General features: G+C 65.0%; 14 protein-coding genes. 10 read left to right on the forward strand and 4 right to left on the reverse strand.

Annotated features, from left to right (window positions below):
* Nucleotides 1–48: 48 nt before the first annotated feature.
* The 4 genes from KFB96_RS22380 (at nucleotide 49) to KFB96_RS22395 (ending at nucleotide 3,582) form a co-directional block, all read left to right on the forward strand.
* Nucleotides 49–597 carry an arsenate reductase ArsC gene (locus KFB96_RS22380; protein ID WP_213456650.1) on the forward strand — a complete coding sequence of 183 codons (549 nt, stop codon included), beginning with the start codon at nucleotides 49–51 and terminating at the stop codon, nucleotides 595–597.
* Nucleotides 594–1,595, forward strand: a complete 1,002-nt coding sequence (locus KFB96_RS22385) for an ArsJ-associated glyceraldehyde-3-phosphate dehydrogenase (protein WP_213456648.1) — start codon at nucleotides 594–596, stop codon at nucleotides 1,593–1,595. Before KFB96_RS22380 ends, KFB96_RS22385 begins: the two co-directional genes overlap by 4 nt.
* A gap of 237 nt (nucleotides 1,596–1,832) precedes the next feature.
* A complete protein-coding gene (gene arsJ / locus KFB96_RS22390; RefSeq protein WP_213456646.1) occupies nucleotides 1,833–3,068 on the forward strand; it encodes an organoarsenical effux MFS transporter ArsJ in 1,236 nt (411 codons plus the stop codon).
* 49 nt (nucleotides 3,069–3,117) lie between these two features.
* Nucleotides 3,118–3,582 carry a hydrogenase maturation protease gene (locus KFB96_RS22395; RefSeq protein WP_213456644.1) on the forward strand — a complete coding sequence of 155 codons (465 nt, stop codon included), beginning with the start codon at nucleotides 3,118–3,120 and terminating at the stop codon, nucleotides 3,580–3,582.
* On the opposite strand, the gene KFB96_RS22400 is transcribed toward KFB96_RS22395, so the two are convergent.
* Nucleotides 3,576–5,822: a patatin-like phospholipase family protein gene (locus tag KFB96_RS22400; RefSeq protein ID WP_213456642.1), complete on the reverse strand. Its 2,247-nt coding sequence runs from the start codon at nucleotides 5,820–5,822 to the stop codon at nucleotides 3,576–3,578. The two genes, KFB96_RS22395 and KFB96_RS22400, sit on opposite strands and share 7 nt — an antisense overlap.
* 149 nt (nucleotides 5,823–5,971) lie before the next feature.
* On the opposite strand from KFB96_RS22400, the gene KFB96_RS22405 reads away from it, so the two are divergent.
* From KFB96_RS22405 to KFB96_RS22420, 4 genes are all read left to right on the forward strand, one after another.
* Nucleotides 5,972–7,174, forward strand: coding sequence for an efflux RND transporter periplasmic adaptor subunit (locus tag KFB96_RS22405; protein ID WP_213456640.1), 1,203 nt, complete (start codon nucleotides 5,972–5,974; stop codon nucleotides 7,172–7,174).
* Nucleotides 7,171–10,326 (forward strand): efflux RND transporter permease subunit, encoded by a 3,156-nt coding sequence (locus tag KFB96_RS22410; RefSeq protein WP_213456638.1) that lies wholly within the window; start codon nucleotides 7,171–7,173, stop codon nucleotides 10,324–10,326. Before KFB96_RS22405 ends, KFB96_RS22410 begins: the two co-directional genes overlap by 4 nt.
* Nucleotides 10,327–10,413: 87 nt before the next feature.
* A complete protein-coding gene (locus KFB96_RS22415; protein WP_213456636.1) occupies nucleotides 10,414–10,713 on the forward strand; it encodes a hypothetical protein in 300 nt (99 codons plus the stop codon).
* Between the two features lie 242 nt (nucleotides 10,714–10,955).
* Nucleotides 10,956–14,408 (forward strand): mechanosensitive ion channel domain-containing protein, encoded by a 3,453-nt coding sequence (locus tag KFB96_RS22420; protein WP_213456634.1) that lies wholly within the window; start codon nucleotides 10,956–10,958, stop codon nucleotides 14,406–14,408.
* A gap of 251 nt (nucleotides 14,409–14,659) precedes the next feature.
* On the opposite strand, the gene KFB96_RS22425 is transcribed toward KFB96_RS22420, so the two are convergent.
* Entirely contained in the window at nucleotides 14,660–15,181 is a 522-nt protein-coding gene (locus KFB96_RS22425; RefSeq protein ID WP_213457051.1) for a hypothetical protein, read from the reverse strand.
* Nucleotides 15,182–15,311: 130 nt separating this feature from the next.
* Between KFB96_RS22425 and KFB96_RS22430 the strand changes: the two genes are divergently transcribed.
* Nucleotides 15,312–15,482, forward strand: a complete 171-nt coding sequence (locus KFB96_RS22430; RefSeq protein WP_213456632.1) for a hypothetical protein — start codon at nucleotides 15,312–15,314, stop codon at nucleotides 15,480–15,482.
* 90 nt (nucleotides 15,483–15,572) lie between these two features.
* Nucleotides 15,573–15,749 (forward strand): PLDc N-terminal domain-containing protein, encoded by a 177-nt coding sequence (locus tag KFB96_RS22435; RefSeq protein WP_213456630.1) that lies wholly within the window; start codon nucleotides 15,573–15,575, stop codon nucleotides 15,747–15,749.
* Nucleotides 15,750–15,751: 2 nt separating this feature from the next.
* On the opposite strand, the gene cls is transcribed toward KFB96_RS22435, so the two are convergent.
* Together cls and KFB96_RS22445 are read right to left on the reverse strand one after the other, a co-directional pair.
* Nucleotides 15,752–17,179, reverse strand: coding sequence for a cardiolipin synthase (gene cls / locus KFB96_RS22440; protein ID WP_213456628.1), 1,428 nt, complete (start codon nucleotides 17,177–17,179; stop codon nucleotides 15,752–15,754).
* Complete coding sequence (locus tag KFB96_RS22445; protein ID WP_213456627.1) at nucleotides 17,176–17,502, reverse strand: hypothetical protein; 327 nt, start codon at nucleotides 17,500–17,502, stop codon at nucleotides 17,176–17,178. Before KFB96_RS22445 ends, cls begins: the two co-directional genes overlap by 4 nt.
* Between the last annotated feature and the right edge of the window lie 30 nt (nucleotides 17,503–17,532).

The following is a 17,532-nucleotide window of genomic DNA, read 5'->3' on the forward strand; positions in this document are numbered from 1 at the left end:
TCGCCGGACGCTCGTCCGGTGAGGTTTCATTCTACCGAGGACTCACCCATGGTCGAGAGACCCTATAACGTGCTGTTTTTGTGCACCGGGAATTCGGCACGCAGCATCTTCGGCGAGTGCATCGTCAACCGATTCGGGCGTGGCCAATTCAATGGCTACAGCGCCGGCAGTCATCCGAAGGGCGAGGTGCATCCGCTGGCCCTCGAGGTCCTTCGGCGCAATAACTATCTGACCGATGTTCTGCGCAGCAAGGACTGGGCAGAATTTGCCGAGCCGGCTGCGCCGGTGATGGATTTCGTCTTCACGGTCTGCGACCGCGCGGCGGCGGAGATGTGCCCGGTCTGGCCGGGTCAGCCGATGACCGCCCATTGGGGCGTGCCGGATCCGGCCGAGATCGAGGGCAACGAGGTCGCGCGGATGATGGCGTTTCGCCAGGCCTTCGCCGCGCTTCAGAATCGGATCCAGATCTTTCTCAGTCTGCCGCTCGCGTCTTTGGATCGTCTCAAGCTGCAACGCGAGCTCGATGCAATCGGGCGTTCGCCGCTCCCCTCACTGGAGCAGATCGAAGCCGTTCAAGCGGAATCGGAGGAACGATGAGTGTGCGTGTCGGGATCAATGGCTTTGGCCGGATGGGGCGACTGGGCCTGCGCGCCGCCCGCGGTCGGGACGGGCTCGAGTTCGTCCGTATCAACGAGATCGCGACGGACGCCGCCGGCTCGGCACATCTGCTGAAGTTCGATTCGGTCCATGGTGTGTGGGGTGCTGATTGCACGGGCGAGGGGGATGCGATCCGGATCGACGGCGGAGCGATCGCCTACAGCCGCACCCCGGCGTTGACCGACACCGATTGGTCGGACTGCGACATCGTCATCGAGGCGACCGGCAAGCACCACAAGAAGCCCGAGACGCTTCGGGGCTATTTCGATCAAGGGGTGAAGAAGGTCTTGGTCGCGGCGCCGACCACGGGTGCTCTCGACATCGTCTACGGCGTCAACCATCAACTCTACGATCCGGCCGAGCACCATCTGGTCACCGCCGCGTCCTGCACGACCAATTGTTTGGCCCCTGTCGTGAAGGTCATGCACGAGCGGATCGGGATCCGCCACGGCACCATGACGACCATCCACGACATCACCAATACCCAGCGGATCGTCGATCTCGGCCACAAGGATCTGCGCCGCGCCCGTGCCTGCGGGCAGTCACTGATCCCGACCAGCACCGGCTCGGCCAAGGCGATCACCAAGATCTTTCCGGAGCTGACCGGCAAGTTGAACGGGCTCGCGGTCCGCGTGCCTTTGCTCAATGCCTCGCTGACCGATTTCGTCTTCGAGGCCGCGCGGGCGGTAACGGTCGAGGAGGTCAACGGGTATTTCAAGGCCGCGGCCGAAGGCGAGCTTGCGGGGATCCTCGGCTACGAGGAGCGCCCGCTGGTCTCGGTCGACTACAAGGATGATCCGCGCTCGTCGATCGTCGATGCGCTCTCCACCATGGTCATCGACGAGACGCAGGTGAAGGTGTTGGCCTGGTACGACAACGAGTGGGGCTATGTGAATCGGATGATGGACATTGCGGAGATGTTGGGAGAGGGGTTGTAGCGGGGAGGATGGGTTTCGCTGCGCTTTGCCGGGGCCGGGGCGTCGGAGCGGGGAGGATGGGTTTCGCTGCGCTTTACCGGGGCCGGGGCGTCGGAGCGGGGAGGATGGGTTTCGCTGCGCTTTACCGGGGCCGGGGCGTCGGAGCGGGGAGGATGGGTTTCGCTGCGCTCTACCCATCCTACGGCTCTCTTTTTTTAGCGTTTGATTGTTCGATAGATAATGCGCTGGCGGGAGATGATGGATACCAATACGCGCAATTACCTGACCGTTACCGCGGGCTATTGGGCGTTTACCGTCACGGACGGGGCGATCCGGATGCTGGTGGTGCTCTATTTCCACCTGCTCGGCTATTCGCCGTTCGAGGTGGCGATGCTGTTCCTCTTCTACGAGGTCTTCGGCATCGTCACGAATCTGGTCGGCGGCTGGCTGGGTGCGCGGATCGGGCTGAACCTCACCATGCACATCGGCATGGGGTTGCAGGTGGTGGCGCTCGCGATGCTGACGGTGCCGGATGCCTGGTTGACCGTGGCGTATGTGATGGTCGCTCAGGCGATGTCGGGCATCGCCAAGGACCTGAACAAGATGTCGGCCAAGGCGACCGTGAAGACCCTGGTCGGGGCGGGCGGGGAGTCGCGGCTGTTCAAATATGTCGCCATCCTCACCGGCTCGAAGAATGCGCTCAAGGGTGCCGGCTTCTTCATCGGCGCGGCGCTGCTCGAGTTGATCGGTTTCCGCGGGGCCTTGGCGGTGCTCGCGGGGATGCTCTCGATCGTCCTGATCGTGACCGCGATCCTGTTGCCCTCGGGCGTCGGGCGCATGGCGTCCAAGCCGAAATTCACGCAGGTCTTCTCCAATACGCCGGCGATCAACTGGCTCTCGGCGGCGCGCTTCTTTCTCTTCGGCGCGCGGGATGTTTGGTTCGTGGTCGGTCTGCCGGTCTTTCTCTACTCGGCGCTGGGCTGGAGCTTCACCCAGGTCGGCACCTTCATGGCAGCGTGGGTGATCGGTTACGGCCTGGTGCAGGCCGCAGCCCCGCGACTGTTGAACCTCGGGCGGTCAAGTCAGGCGGTTCGGCGTCATCCGGGCGGTCGCACGGCGCGACGTTGGGCCGTGCTGCTTGCGATCGTGCCCGCGGGCATGGCCTTGGCGCTTCACCAGGGCTGGCCGCCGGGCGAGGTGCTGATTGCCGGTCTGATGCTGTTCGGTGTGCTCTTTGCCATCAACTCGGCGGTGCACTCCTACCTGATTCTGGCCTACTCGGACTTCGAGAAGGTCTCGATGAGCGTCGGCTTTTATTACATGGCCAATGCCGGCGGGCGGCTCGCAGGGACGGTCCTCTCGGGTCTGGTCTATCAGACGCAGGGGATCGAAGGCTGTCTCTGGTGGTCGGCGGGGTTCGTGCTCGCTGCCTTCCTGCTCTCGCTGCGTCTGCCCGAGGTCTCCGAGCCCAAGCCGGTCGAGGTTGCCGCCTGATGCCCGAGCCAAGCTCTGCTGCATGACACCCGCATCGGGAGCCGGCCGGGTGTTGATTCTCGCCTGCGGGAATCCCTCGCGCGGTGACGACGCCCTCGGTCCGCTCCTGATCGATCGCCTGGGCCTGGATCCCGATCTCGCGCGGCGCGGCATCGAGACGCTGACCGATTTTCAGCTTCAGATCGAGCACGTCCTCGATCTACAGGGCCGTGCGTGTGTGATCTTCGTGGATGCGGCCGCCAGCGGCCCGGAGCCCTTCACCTTCCTTCCCCTGTGCCCGAGCTCGGAGACGTCGTTCAGCACCCACGCACTTGCACCGGGTGCCTTGCTGACCCTGTTTCGGCAGGTCACCGGGCAAACGCCACCGCCGGCCCGCGTGCTGGCGATACGCGGTTACGGGTTCGCGCTCGGCGAACCCTTGAGCGAGCGTGCCTCGGCCAATCTCGACCGGGCCGCGCGCTTTGTGAGCCGGCTCTTGCGTTCCGACGGGTGCGTCGGAGGCTCGGATCAGTAGATTGCCCGGGTGTTCCAGGGTCGACCGAGCATGAGGTAGAGCGCCCCGAAGCCACCGTCGGCGTAGCCGTATCCAAGGTAGATGGGGCCGATGAAGGTGTCCGCGCCCAAGAAGAGGCTGCTGCCGAAACGCAGGTTGTCGAATCCGATCTCCGAGCGTTGGTCCCAGACATTGCCCGCCTCCAGCGAGGCCCCGGCATAGGTGCTGAGGAGTCCTGAGGTGAGGTTGCGCATGTAGACGGCACGTGCGAGCCCGAGGTTTCCACCCGAGAGCTCGTCCTGATTGAAGCCGGAGAGGTTCAGGAAGCCGCCCAGTCGGTAGAAGGCCTGAGCCGGTTCCTCGCCGCCGAAGCTACCGGCCATCCTGATGCCGGTCAGGAGCGTGTTCTTCCCCCAACTCCGGGCGTTCAGCAGATTGAACCCGGCCTGATCGTAGTTCTCGGATGCGCCGATCTCGGGTCGAGAAGTCAACGCGAATGCGCTGCCTACCCAGCCGCGACGCGGGAAATTGGCGCTGTCCAGGGTGTCGAGATAGAAGGTGAGGTCGAGCGATCCTTCGTCGAATCCGTACCCCTGCATGCCGGGGTCGCCGTAGCGAAGGTCGGCATCGCCCGCGAAGCGTCTGTACTTGAGTCCAAGCCGGCCCCAGTCGCCGAAATTCCGGCCGCCTTCGAGCGAGCCGCCGAGACGCGAGATGAGATATTTCGCCGATGGATTGTCCGATTTCTCGGGCTCGAACAGGGTCAGACTCTCGGTGAAGTAGCCGGCCGTGGCCTCGACATACCAGCGCTCCAAGGGGTCGAGCGGCTGATAGAGCTCGGTGACGATGCCGGGCTCCTCGCCGGCCTGCAGAAAGGTCCGCCATTCGGCGTTCAACGCGTTGACGGGCGCCATCGTGTAGGCCGCGCCGACGTTGAATCGCGAGTCGCCCCCGGAGGCGGAGGATAGCTCCAAGCCGAACTGCAGGGAGCTGGTACCCCATGACTTCTCGGTGGCGGTAATCACCAGCTCGGTCTCGTCCTCGGGGGTCTGCTCGACGCGGTAGTGGACCGACTCGAAGTTGTCCTGATCGAAGACGCGGTCGATCTGCGCCTCCAGGGCATCCGGGTCCAGCGGCGCGCCGAGCGGCACATCCAAGCGCTTGGTGATGAGTGCGTCGGCCAGGCGCGAGCGATTCTCCACGCGTACCCGATCGATGATCGGCAGGGGTTCGCTCGCGAGGCGTTGTTGCTGCAGATAAGCGGCATAGCGGGCCGTCGGGACCTCGAGCGCCGCCAGTGCGATCTCCTCCCCCTGAGCACCGCGCTCGCCGATGGCGATCGCCTCGAGCATCTTGTTGAAGTCCGCGGCCGTGACCGTGCGCCCCAGGGGCGGTGTAATGAGGACATCGCGCCCGCGCAGCTTGGCGATCTCCTCCTGAGTGTTGCGCCAGGTCACGAGTCCCATAACCTGGTCGAGCATCTCCAGGACATTGTTGATGTCTTCCCGGTCGCGACGGGGTCCGCCGACGTCGACGGCGATGATGATGTCCGCGCCCATGTCGCGGACCACGCTGACCGGCAGGTTCATGGCCAGACCGCCGTCGATGAGGAGCAGATCGCCGATCTCCACCGGGGCGAAGGCCGCGGGCACCGCCATGCTCGCGCGGATCGAGGTCGCGAGATCGCCACTGCCGAGGATCACCGCCTCCCCGGTGACCGCGTCCGTGGCGACCGCACGGAAGGGAATCTTCAGGTCGTCGAAATCATGGATCGATCTTGCGGGAAGCGTGTAACGGCGCAGCGCGAGGTCGAGCCGATGGCCTTGGATCAGGGCCGGGACGAGATTCACCTCACGCTTTTCCTCGTTCACCCCCGGTCTGGCGCTCAACAGGAAGTCGTTGTCGTCGAGCTTGCGATGGATGCGCCGATCCTGGCGTGGGGGCTCGTCCTGAAAGATTGCCGTCCAGTCGATCTCCTCGATGGTCGCCTCGATCTCGTCGGGCGACATGCCCATCGCATAAAGCCCGCCCACGACAGCTCCCATCGAGGTCCCGGCAACATAGTCGACCGGGATCCCCATCCGCTCGATGACCTTCAGAACCCCGACGTGGGCCGCGCCACGTGCCCCGCCGCCCGAGAGCGCCAAGCCGATCGTCGGTCGTCCCGCGGCCTGCGTAGAGGGGCTCGGGATCAGAAGTCCGAGCAGGGGGACCAGCAGCAGGGCCAGTCGCAGCGGATGCTTGAGAGCACGCAAAGACACGATGTCGTTCCTCGTCGACGAAAAGCGTTACGTTAGCATGCCCTCGATGCGCCGCGTCGGCTCGCATCGCTGCGCTGCACGGATCGGCCATAGGCGAGCCTTTTCGGCTAGACTTCGGTCGTCGAACCCTTCATCGAGGATGCCCGACGATGTCCTGCAGCATGCGTGTCTTGGAGCCTGATTCGGATGGCCTGTCCGGAACCCGCCGCGTCTCGTGTCGGCTCGGGCGGCTGGTCTGCTTCTTTCTTGTCGGTGGCTTGACGTTGTCGGGCTGCAGCGAAACGAATGCACCCGCGCCGGAGATGCCGCCGCCCTCGGTGATCGTGGTTCCCGCGGAGTCCCGCGTCGTCGACGAGGAGGCATCCTTTGTCGGGCGGGTGATCGCGGTCAACCGGGTCGATCTGCGTGCCCGGGTCGAGGGTTTCCTCGAAGAACGTCGTTTCACCGAGGGCCAAGAGGTGAAGGTCGGCGATGTCCTCTTCGTGATCGAGCCCGGTCAGTACACGGCTGCTGTCGAGCAGCGCCAAGCCGATCTGGAAAAGGCGCGGGCCGATCAACTCAACACCGCCGCCCAATTGGCGCGCGGACTGGAGTTGGTGAAGGCCAAGAACATCTCGCAATCCTCGGTCGACGAGCTGCAGGCGGCGGATTCGATCGCGAAGGCGGGCATCACGCTTGCGCAGGCGGCCCTGACCCGGGCCATGCTCGATCTGAGCTATACCAAGATCACGGCGCCGGTGGCCGGCCGCATCGGGCTTGCGAGCTACACGGTGGGCAATCTGGTCGGTCCCGCTTCGGGCACCTTGGCGACCATCGTGAGTCGTGACCCCATCTACGTGCAGTTCCCGGTGACTCAGCGTGATCTGCTCGCTGCGCGCGAAACCATCGAGGACAAGGGCGGCAACGCTCGGGATGTGAAGGTACGTGTGCGTCTCCCGGACGGCACAGTCTACGAGCACGCGGGGCGTCTGGATTTCGTCGACGTGACCACGGACCCGGGGACGGACTCGGTGACCCTACGCGCCGAGCTGCCGAACCCGGACGGCATCCTCGTCGATCGCCAGTATGTCGGGGTCCTGCTCGAAGCGGGCGCACCCGAATCGGCGATCCTGATCCCGCAGTCGGCGCTTCAGGTCGACCAGCAAGGTGTCTACGTCATGATCCTCGATGCCGACGGCAAGGCCCAAACGCGGCGCATCGAGACGGGGCAGAACAAAGGGGCGGATGCCGTCGTCACCAAGGGTCTGGCCGAAGGGGAGCTGGTCATTACGCAGGGGATCCAGCAGGTGAGACCCGGTCAGGCCGTGAGCGCCGCGCCGGCGACGAGCGCTGCCGCGGAGCTCGAGCAATGATCTCCGATGTCTTCATCGACCGGCCGCGGCTCTCGATCGTCATCTCGGTCGTCATCACGCTGGCGGGCCTGATCGCTATTACCCGCATCCCGGTTGCTCAGTTTCCCGACATCGTTCCGCCGCAGGTCTCGGTCAGCGCGGCCTATCCGGGCGCGAGCGCATCGGTCGTGGAGTCGACGGTGGCTCAGCCGATCGAGTCGCAGGTCAACGGCGTGGACAACATGCTCTACATGCAGTCGACCAGCGGCAACGACGGCAGCTACTCGCTCACCGTCACCTTCGCGCTCGGCTCCGACCCGGACATCAACACGGTCAATGTGCAGAATCGGGCCAATTTGGCGATGGCCCAGCTCCCGGAGGAGGTCAAGCGGCAGGGGCTGACGGTTCAGAAGAAATCCAACGCCATGCTGCAGGTGGTGGCGCTGTCTTCGCCGAAGGGGTCCTACGACGGGCTGTTCCTGAGCAATTACGCGACCATCAACGTCCTCGACACCCTGGCGCGCGTGCCCGGCGTGGGACAGGCGTCGCTGTTCGGGCCGCTCGACTACAGCATGCGGATCTGGCTCGACGCGGATCGTCTCACCGCGCTCTCGCTCACGCCCGCGGACGTCATCGCGGCGATCCAGAGCCAGAACATCCAGGCCGCGGTGGGACGGATCGGCGCGCAGCCGATGACGGCCGACCAACAGTTCCAGATCACGCTCCAGACCCAGGGGCGCTTGAGCGATGCGGCCGAGTTCGAGCGCATCGTGGTGCGCGCCAACCCGGACGGCTCCACCGTGCTGGTCTCGGATGTCGGGCGCGTCGAGCTCGGCGCGCGTCAGGCGGACTCCTTCAGCCGCTTGGACGGACGGGACGCGGCCGCCATCGGGATCTATCTCGCCCCCGGCGCCAATGCGGTGTCCGTGGCCGACGGTATCGAGGCGGCGATGGATCGGCTCGCCGAGCGGTTCCCGGACGATCTCGGCTATACCTTGGTGTACGACACCACGGACTTCGTAAACGCAAGTCTCGAGAAGGTCGTCCATACCCTGTTCGAGGCCTTCGTCCTGGTGATCCTGGTCGTGTTCCTCTTTCTCGGGAGCTGGCGTGCCACGCTGATCCCCTTGATCGCGGTGCCCGTGGCCTTGATCGGGACCTTCGCCTTCCTGCTTGCGATCGGTTTCTCGGCCAACACCATCTCGCTGTTGGCGGTCGTGCTGGCGATCGGGATCGTGGTCGACGACGCCATCGTGGTGGTGGAGAACGTCGAGCGCATCATGGAGGAGGAGGGGCTGCCGCCACGCGAGGCCGCCAAGAAGGCGATGGGCCAGATCACCGGGCCGATCATCGCCATCACCCTGGTGCTGCTGTCGGTCTTCCTGCCGGTGGCCTTCATCCCCGGGATCACCGGACAGCTCTTTCAGCAGTTTGCGGCCGTCGTCGCCTTCGCGATGCTGATCTCGGCCGTCAATGCACTGACCCTGTCGCCGGCGCTGTGCGCCGTCCTGCTCAAGCCGGGCGGTCATCGACGCGGGCCGATGCGCTACGTGATGGGCGGGATCGATCGGGTCCGCGACGGCTATGCCGCGATCGTCGCGCGGCTGGTGCGTTTTTCGATGCTGGTTTTGGTGCTGATCCTCGGCATCGGGCTCGCGACCGGCTGGCTGTTCAAGATCACGCCGACCGGGTTCCTCCCGGAGGAGGATCAAGGGGCCTTTATGGCCCATGTACAGTTGCCGCAGGGCGCCTCGGTGAGCCGGACCTTCGAGGTGGTCAAGGAGCTCGAGACGCTCGTGGAGGCGGATCCGGCGGTCGCGCACGTGGTGACGATCACGGGCTTCAGCATCCTCGACGGCGCGTTGCTCTCCAACTCCGCGGCCGTCATCGGGCGCTTAAAGCCGTTCGATGAGCGCAAGACCGCGGATCTGAAGGTCGATGCCGTCATCAATCGGATCGCGGCCCAAACGATCGGCATCCCGAGCGCGCGGGTCATGCCCTTCAATCTCCCGCCGATCGTCGGTCTGGGGACCGGCGGAGGCTTTCAGTACCAGCTCGAAGACCTGCAGGGCCGCACCCCGGAGGCGCTCGCCGGGGTGATGCGCGGACTCATCCTCGCCGCCAATCAGGATCCGGCCCTCGCGCGCGTATTCTCGACCTGGGCGACCGACAACCCGCAGGTGTTCCTCAATATCGACCGCGAGAAGGTCCAGACCCTGGGTGTGCGCATCAGCGACGTCTTCAACGCGCTGCAGGCGACCTTGGGGGGCTACTATGTCAACGACTTCAATCGGTTCGGGCGGGTCTGGCAGGTCCAGGTGGAAGGCCGCGAGGCCGATCGTCGGAGCGTCGAGGACATCTACCGGATCCATGTGCGCAACGACCAAGGCGCGATGGTTCCGCTGCGCGCACTGCTGACCCCCGAGCTGATTCTGGGGCCGCAGCTCCTGCAGCGTTACAACAACTATCGCAGCGTCACGATTCAGGGCGAGCCGGCGCCCGGCTTCAGCTCGGGCGACGCCCTCGCGGCAATGGAGCGGATCTCCGCGACGACCTTGCCGGCGGGCTACGGCTTCGAGTGGACGGGCACCGCCTTTCAGGAACGTGAAGCCGGCGGGCAGACGCCGATCGTGTTGGCGCTGGCGGTCTTGTTCGCCTATCTCTTCCTGGTCGGGCTGTACGAGAGCTGGTCGATGCCGGCGGTCGTGCTCCTGAGCGTCACCGTCGGGGTGCTCGGCGCGCTCTGCGCACTCTGGGTCGCGGGTCTCTCCAACGATCTCTATGCCCAGGTCGGTATCGTGGTGCTGATCGGGCTGGCGAGTAAGAACGCGATCCTGATCGTCGAATTCGCCATCGAGCAGCGCGCGTCCGGGGCCTCGATCCTGGATGCGGCCACCCGGGCGGCGCGTCTGCGGATCCGTGCCGTCCTCATGACCAGCTTTGCCTTCATCCTCGGCCTGGTCCCGCTGGTGATCGCCAGCGGTGCCGGCGAGGCCAGTCAGCGCGGCGTCGGCACGGCCGTCTTCGGCGGCATGCTCGCCGCCTCGCTGATCGGGATCTTCCTGATCCCGATGCTCTACGTGGTCTTCCAGCGGTTCCGCGAAAAGGTCCACGGGGGTGTCAAGGTTCGGGATCCGGGTCCGATTCCGGAGCATGAGGCTCCGGTCTCGTGACGTCCGATGGGGCTGGATCATCCTCGATAGAGCTCATGCGGATGCAGGCACGGCATTCGCCGTCCGATTGAACCAAAAGGAGCAACCATGACCGACGCCGATACCGTTTCCAAGCATCGCCGGTTTTCGTCTCAGGCACCGGCTCTGAGCCTGGCCTTCACGCTTCTGCTCCTTGCCGGCTGCGGCGACCAGGTCATCGTCGAAGGCGTGAACGTCTCCGACGGGGATCTCGTCGGAGACAGCGTCATCGACAATCCGGCGGCGGATGCCGCGGGGATTGCGGCCGGCGAACCCTATGCGATCGGCAATCCCTACGAGGAGGCCGAAGAGGGCGAGAAGAACATGGGTCCCAATGCGCCGGGGTATATCCCCGAGACCATCGATTAGTAAAGCATCGGAAACACATTGACCACCGAGTCCAATCGTTGTCGTTGTCGTTGTCGTAATCGACCACGAGCACGATTACGACAACGAACACGAACACGATTGCGACAACGACAACTGCGGCAAGGGTCTTCCCTTGTCGAGTTTTTGTACTCATTGCTGAACCCTTCCTTCGGTGGCGTGACCCGAGCAGCCCGCCCTTGCAGGGCGATCCGCAGGGTCGGCCCGGGTCGGAAGCTTCGATCATGAGACATCCGGTTGTCGGCTTTACGCTTGCTTCCGTGCTCTGCCTGGCGGCGCTGTCGTCTGCATCCAGCGCCGAGAACGCCGCCATCGGCTCGCTGAATCCGTCGCTGATGTCGGCGGAGGGTCTCGAAGCAAAGATCGCTCGGACCGAGACGAGCGCCGATCTGGACGCCGACCTCAAGACCAAGGTTGTCGCCCGCTACCGTGAAGCCCTCGCCAATCTCAAGGAGGCCGAGGTCAACAGGGACCGTGCCGCGGCCTTCGAGGAGGTTGCGCAGGCGGCACCCGAGGAGACGCGGCGCATCCGCGAACGGATCCTGGCGGCCGGTGCCGCCGATCCAGCACAGGGGCTCGGCGTCGATCCGCAGACGCCGCGCAGCGAGATCGCGCTGCGTCTGCGTAAGGCCCAAGCCGACCTTGCCGCGGCAGAGGCGCGGCGCGCCGATTTCGATCGCCAGCGCACCTTCCACGAGAACCGCCCGACCATGATCCGCCAGCGTCTGACGGCGGCGCAGGAGCAGCAGGACGGGATCGCCGCCGCCTTGCGGTTGGAACCCGGCGGCGGAGAGCACCTGTCTCTGACCTCGGGCGCCGGCTCTTCGCTCATGCAGGCTCGTTGGTGGGCGCTTGAAACCCGCTATGTCGCCTTGAGCACCGAGATCCGGGCATTCGAGCAAGAGCTGATCAGTCAGCCGATGCGGTTGGAGCTGCTCGCGGCCAGGCGCGACGAAGAGGCCGCCAGTGTCGAGCGTCTGCGCACGCAGGTCGAGGCATTGAAGGCGCGGCTCAACGACAGGCACGAGAACGAGGCGGCGTTCGCGAAGGCCGAGGCCGCGCGGATGCTGGAGTTGACCAAGCAGTCCGATCCACTGCTGAGGCAGCTTGCGCGCGAGAACGCCGAGCTGACGGAGCAGCTCTCGGCCATCGCAGGACGGCTCGACGGACATGACGAGGACGAGGCGCAGGCACTGCGGTTGGCCGAGCGGATCCAGGCCAATTTCGAGCGCGTGCGGGCGGCTCGGGAGGTCAGCGGGCTGACCGAAGGCATCGGCCCGCTTTTGCTCGAGCACCGTGCGGACCTGCCCGATTTCGCGGTTCATACCCGCAATCTGCATGCGCTCGAGCAGCAGATCGCCGCGGTCAACGTCAGCCGGCTGCAGCACCTCGACGAAGCGACCCGCATCGCCGATCCGAACCGGATCCTCTCCGAGCTTGCCGCCAAGCTCCCGGCCGACTCCGAACCGCAGGATCTCGATACCCTGCGAACCTTGATCGTCGGGCGCCAGGTGCTGCTGGCAAAGCAACTTGAGGCCGAAGGCGTACAGATCGAGGCGCTGCAGAGGCTCAAGGTCGCCGCGAGTCGGATGCTGGATGTCGCTCGGGCCTACGATTACTTCCTCGAAAAGCACTTGTTTTGGCTTGGTACGGAGGCAAAGATCCGTCCGGCGCACTTGGCGAATCTGCAACCCGAGGTCGGGCGCCTGTTGTCGCCCTCGGTCTGGTCGGAGCTCGGCCGCAGTCTCACAGGGCGGATTGGGACCTCGTCCCTGTCTTGGCTCGCGGCGTTGCTGGCGGGCCTGCTGCTCTGGAAGCGCCGCGCCTTGATCGCGGCGATCGAGCGCGCCTCGGTCCGCACGGAGCAGCCGGGTCTCGGCGACACGCGGCAGACGCTGCATGCGCTGATGCTCACGCTGTTCCTTGCGGCACCTCTGCCTCTGCTGTTCGGTGCCACCGGCTGGGCCCTTCAGAACGCCGCACAGGGCACGGAGGTGTCCGAGACGGCCGGGGTTCAACTGGTCCGCATTGCGGTCGTGCTCTATGTCCTGCTGCTGTTGCGCGGGATCTGTCTGCCGCGCGGTCTGGCGATCGGGCATTTCCAGTGGCCGCAGGCCGGCGCGCAGCGGCTGAGGTCGGAGGTCGGCTGGCTGATTTGGATCCTGGTTCCGGCGATGCTGATCCTCGGCAAGGCGATCAGCGTGGACCCGGATGCCGCGCTTGGACTGGTCGGGCGGCTCACTGCTCTGATCGGCGTCGCGGCGATTGCCCTGTTCTTTTTCCGGTTGTTCCACGCCAAGAGCGGCCTTCCGGCGGTGTCGCGGAGATCCCCGAGCGCAGGTCTGTTGTCCCGGACCTACCCGGTCTGGTACCCGGTGCTGGTGGCCGTTCCCTTGGTGATCCTGGTTCTCGTCTTGGAAGGTTACGCCTATTCGGCGCTCGTCCTTTGGGATGCCTATCTGCTCACCCTGGGATTGAGCGTCGTCTTGCTGTTGCTGCATGCGCTGGCCTCGAGCTGGCTCATGCACGCACGCGCCCGCTTGGCCCGCCGGGTTGCACGCGAGCGCCGTCAGGCTGCCGACGCGCAGCGTGATGCCTTGGCAGGCGCGGAGCTCCTCGCCGCGCCGTCGGACTATGCCCATGTCGATCTCGCGGCGGCGGGCGCAGCCGGCCGAGAGCTCTTGGAAATGGGGATTGTCATCCTCGCCCTGGTCGGTCTCTACGCCATCTGGTCGCCGGTCTTTCCGGCACTGGGCATCCTCGACGAGGTGACCCTCTGGCACACCACAGGGATCCTGGACGGGGAGGAGACGGCGCTGCCCGTCACCCTGGCCGATCTCGGGCTCGCGCTGTTGTACTTGGTTGCGATCGGCGTGCTCGCCAAGCGGTTGCCGGCGATGCTCGAGATCATCCTGAGCGAGCGTCTGCACATGGCCTCGAGCAGCCTCTATACGGTCACGACGCTGACGACCTACGTCATCGTCGCCCTGGGTATCGTGCTGGCGCTCAATACCGTCGGTGCTCAGTGGTCCCAGCTCCAGTGGTTGGTGGCGGCCGTAGGGCTGGGGATCGGGTTCGGCCTGCAGGAGATCGTCGCGAACTTCGTCAGCGGTCTGATCATCCTGTTCGAGCGCCCGGTGCGGGTCGGCGACGTCATCACCGTGGACGGGACCGACGGCGTGGTGACCAAGATCCGCATCCGTGCCACCACGATCCGCGGTTACGATCGCAAGGAGCTGCTGGTCCCGAACAAGGAGCTCATCACCGGCCGGCTGCTCAACTGGTCGTTGTCCGACTCGGTGACGCGGATCATGATCGTCTTGGGCGTGGCCTACGACACCGATGTGGACCTGGCCCATGCCTTGATGCGGGAGGTGGCGCAGGAGAATCCGCGCGTGCTTGCCAACCCCAAGCCCGCGATGAACCTCGAAGGGTTCGGCGACAACGCCCTGACTCTATCGCTGCGGGCCTATATCGAGGACATCGAGCATCGGGTCGCCATCACCTCCGAGCTCAACATGGCGATCATCCGCAAGTTCAGAGACGCCGGCATCGTCATCGCCTACCCGCAGCGCGATCTGCACCTGGATACGCGCGGACCCTTGCGGGTCAAGCTCGAAGGGGACGGTCGAACGGAATCCCGCGACGCGGACGGCGAGGGTCCCGCCGGACGGTGATCGGGTGGCGTCGAGGTGCAAAAAAGGAGCGGGTAGATATGCCGAGGCGGTCGAGCCGGACTTAAACCGCGCCCAGCGCGGTATGTCATGTTTTTGGATGTGATCGGCCCTGGCGGATTTCAGAACCGCTGGAGCCGGCGCGGTTTAAAGTATTAAAAAATATCAAATTTTAAACCGCGTCTCACCGAGATCGAGGACATCTCCGAAGCTAAACGCAACATGAAAATGACGCATGTCGCTCTGGACGCGGTTTAATGCGCCTCCAATTTGCCCAGCTCGCCGAGGATCTCCAGCACCAGTTGTCGGGTCTGCGTATCCATCCCGCGACAGAGCAGGTCCGGGTTGCGCTCCCCGTTGATCAGCGGGCGGACGACACCGGCCAGCCGGGCCAGACTGCCCCCGACCTTGCTCATCTGATCGGCCATGTTGCCGATCAGTACCAGCGCCTGCGGGTCGGTGCGCGCGGCGTGGATCATGTGCGCGAGGCCGGGCGCGGCGAGGGTCGGATCCTGTGCTCGGCTCGGATCCGGTAGACTGGCGGGGTCTTGGAGCCCGCGCAGGACGGATTCCGCGATGACCCCGTCCTCTTCGTCGAGACCGCTCAGGAGCGCGGGCGAGCGCTCTCCCTTGGCGATGCGCCGCAAGACGGCGACAAGCGCGCTCCAACCCTGTTGCTCGGCCCCTGCAAACAGGGCCTCGAGCTCGGCTCGACCCTCCGGGCGTTGGGTCAATGCGACCACTTGGCGGATGAAGGCGGCATGGACCAGTCGGATCTGCTCGTTGCGTTCCGGGAGGCTGGACACGGGAGAATCTCCTCGTTGAAAAGTGTGGTCAAGCGCGACAGATCCAACTGACGAGGTTCACGGGCCTCGGTGACGGTTCAGAAATAAGGTGTACAGATGCGTGAACGGCATCAGCCCTAGGTTGGGCAAAGCGCAGCGTGCCGAACTGTTCTCTGTGATGCCGGCGCTAATCGTTGTCGTTGTCGTTCTCGTTCTCGTTCTCGATTACGACAACGACAACGACAACGGCGGAAAAGGTATTCTCTCGTCGAGTTGTCTTACGTATTCTTGAACCGTTCCCTATCATCCATGCGGGCTCTTCGCGAAGAGTCCCCACCTGCCGTTCGCACCCCGACATTGCACCATCAAGGAGAGCTCATCGATGCAGATCGAAGTCACAGGCATTCTCGGTTTGATTCATCTGGCTCTGACGATCTATGCGATCGTCAAGATCGTCGGCAGCTCAGCCGGCACCGGCTCGAAGGTGTTGTGGATTGTTCTTGTCCTTTTGCTGCCGGTCGTGGGCCTGATCCTCTGGCTCTTGCTCGGTCCGAGCTGAGCTCAGAGGATCGGTCCCAACATGGCGATGCTGTTGTTCAGGAGCCGTCGGCCCGGCCCCCAGGCCGCGACCGTCCCGGCGTCGACGGGGCGGGATCGCGCGATATAGCTGTCCTGGCGCTCGCGCATGGTCGCCGTGAGCGCCGGATCGTAGACGAGGATATTGTTCTCGAAGTTGAGCTCGAAGCTGCGCCGATCCATGTTGGCCGATCCGATCAGGGTGATCGCCCCATCGAGCGTCAATGACTTGGTGTGCAGGAGCCCGCCTTCGAACTCGAAGATCCGCACCCCGGCGGCGAGCAGGTCGGCGTAGTAGCTCCGGCTGGTCGCGCCTACGACGAAGGAGTCGTTGCGGGCCGGAAAAACGATGCTGGTCTTCACGCCCCGATAGGCCGCCCCGCAGAGCGCGCTCTGCATGGCTTCATCGGGGACATAGTAAGGCGTCGAGATCACCAGCTCTTCGCGTGCGCTGTAGATCAAGGACGCGAACAGCTCGGGCATCGCCGAGGCGCGCACCGTCGGTCCGGTGCCGATCACCTGTGCGGCGAATCCCTCGCTCGCCGCCTGCACGGGGGGACGGCGCAGCAGCGCATCGATACCGTCGTCCACATGCGCGAGCCAGTCGCTCGCGAACAGGATCTGATTCTGGCGTGCGATCGGCCCTTCGAAGCGCATCATAGCGTCGACCCAGGGGGCATACTTGGCCTTGATCCGGAACTCGGGATCGGCGCAGTTCTGGCTGCCGCAATAGGTGATGCCGTCGTCGATCACCAGGATCTTGCGATGGTTGCGCAGGTCGATGCGTCCCCCGAGCGGGCGCAGCAAGGGGTTGCCGATCGGCAGTGCGCGCGCCAGGTGAACGCCCGCGTCGGCCATCCGCGTCCAATGGATCGAATGGATCAGCCGGCGCGAGCCCAGGTCGTCCGCCATGGCCCGGCAGGTGACGCCGCGCTGGGCCGCACGCTCCAAGGCCGCGACCATCGCCAGCCCGTTGTTGTCGGGCAGCCAGATGTAGAAGTTCAGATGGACGTGATCGGTTGCGGCGTCGATGTCCGCGACCATCGTGTCGATCGCGGCATTGGAGTCCGCCATCAGGGTCGCCCGGTTTCCCCCGACCGGGGCAAAGCCGCTGATGGATTCACCGAGTCGGAACAGGTGCCGATAGGTGTCCGGGATCTCGGGCGGCGCAAGCCGGCGATCGAAATCATTCGCCAATTCAGGAACCCGTGCAACGATGCGCCGCATCCGTTCGCCGCGATGTCGCCCCAGATTGACCTCTCCGAGCAGGACGTAAGCAACCGCCCCGACCACCGGAACCGCCAGGATCACCACCACCCAGGCGATCCGCGATGCCGGCTGCCGATTCGGCCGCAGCAGCACCCGCACGACCAGTCCGACTTGGATGAGCAGGTGGAGGAACAGGATGATCATGGATTCGGCCGACTCGGGAAGGTCTCGGTCCAGAGCCCGATGCCCATGACGAGGAAGGCAACGGCCAGGACGACACAGGCAATCGCCGCGATCAGGGTTGCGATCTCGGCGCCTTGGCTGCGGCGGTGCTTGAAGCCCCAGAATGCTCCGGCGACCGTGATCAGAAAGCCGAACTCGCCGATGAAAAGTCGGGTGAGCAAGGGCATCCCGCGCGCCGCCTGCGTGTCTACTCCGCTGCCGGGCCCGCTGCCCAACGCAAGCACCAGCGCGAGGACCAGGCCGAGACCTGCCGCGGCCCAGGTGAAGGGGAATCGTTTGCTCATGCGCGTCCTCGCCTCTGCGTCTTCCAAGAA

The organism is Thiocapsa sp. (assembly GCF_018399035.1).
Taxonomy (GTDB): Bacteria; Pseudomonadota; Gammaproteobacteria; order Chromatiales; family Chromatiaceae; genus Thiocapsa.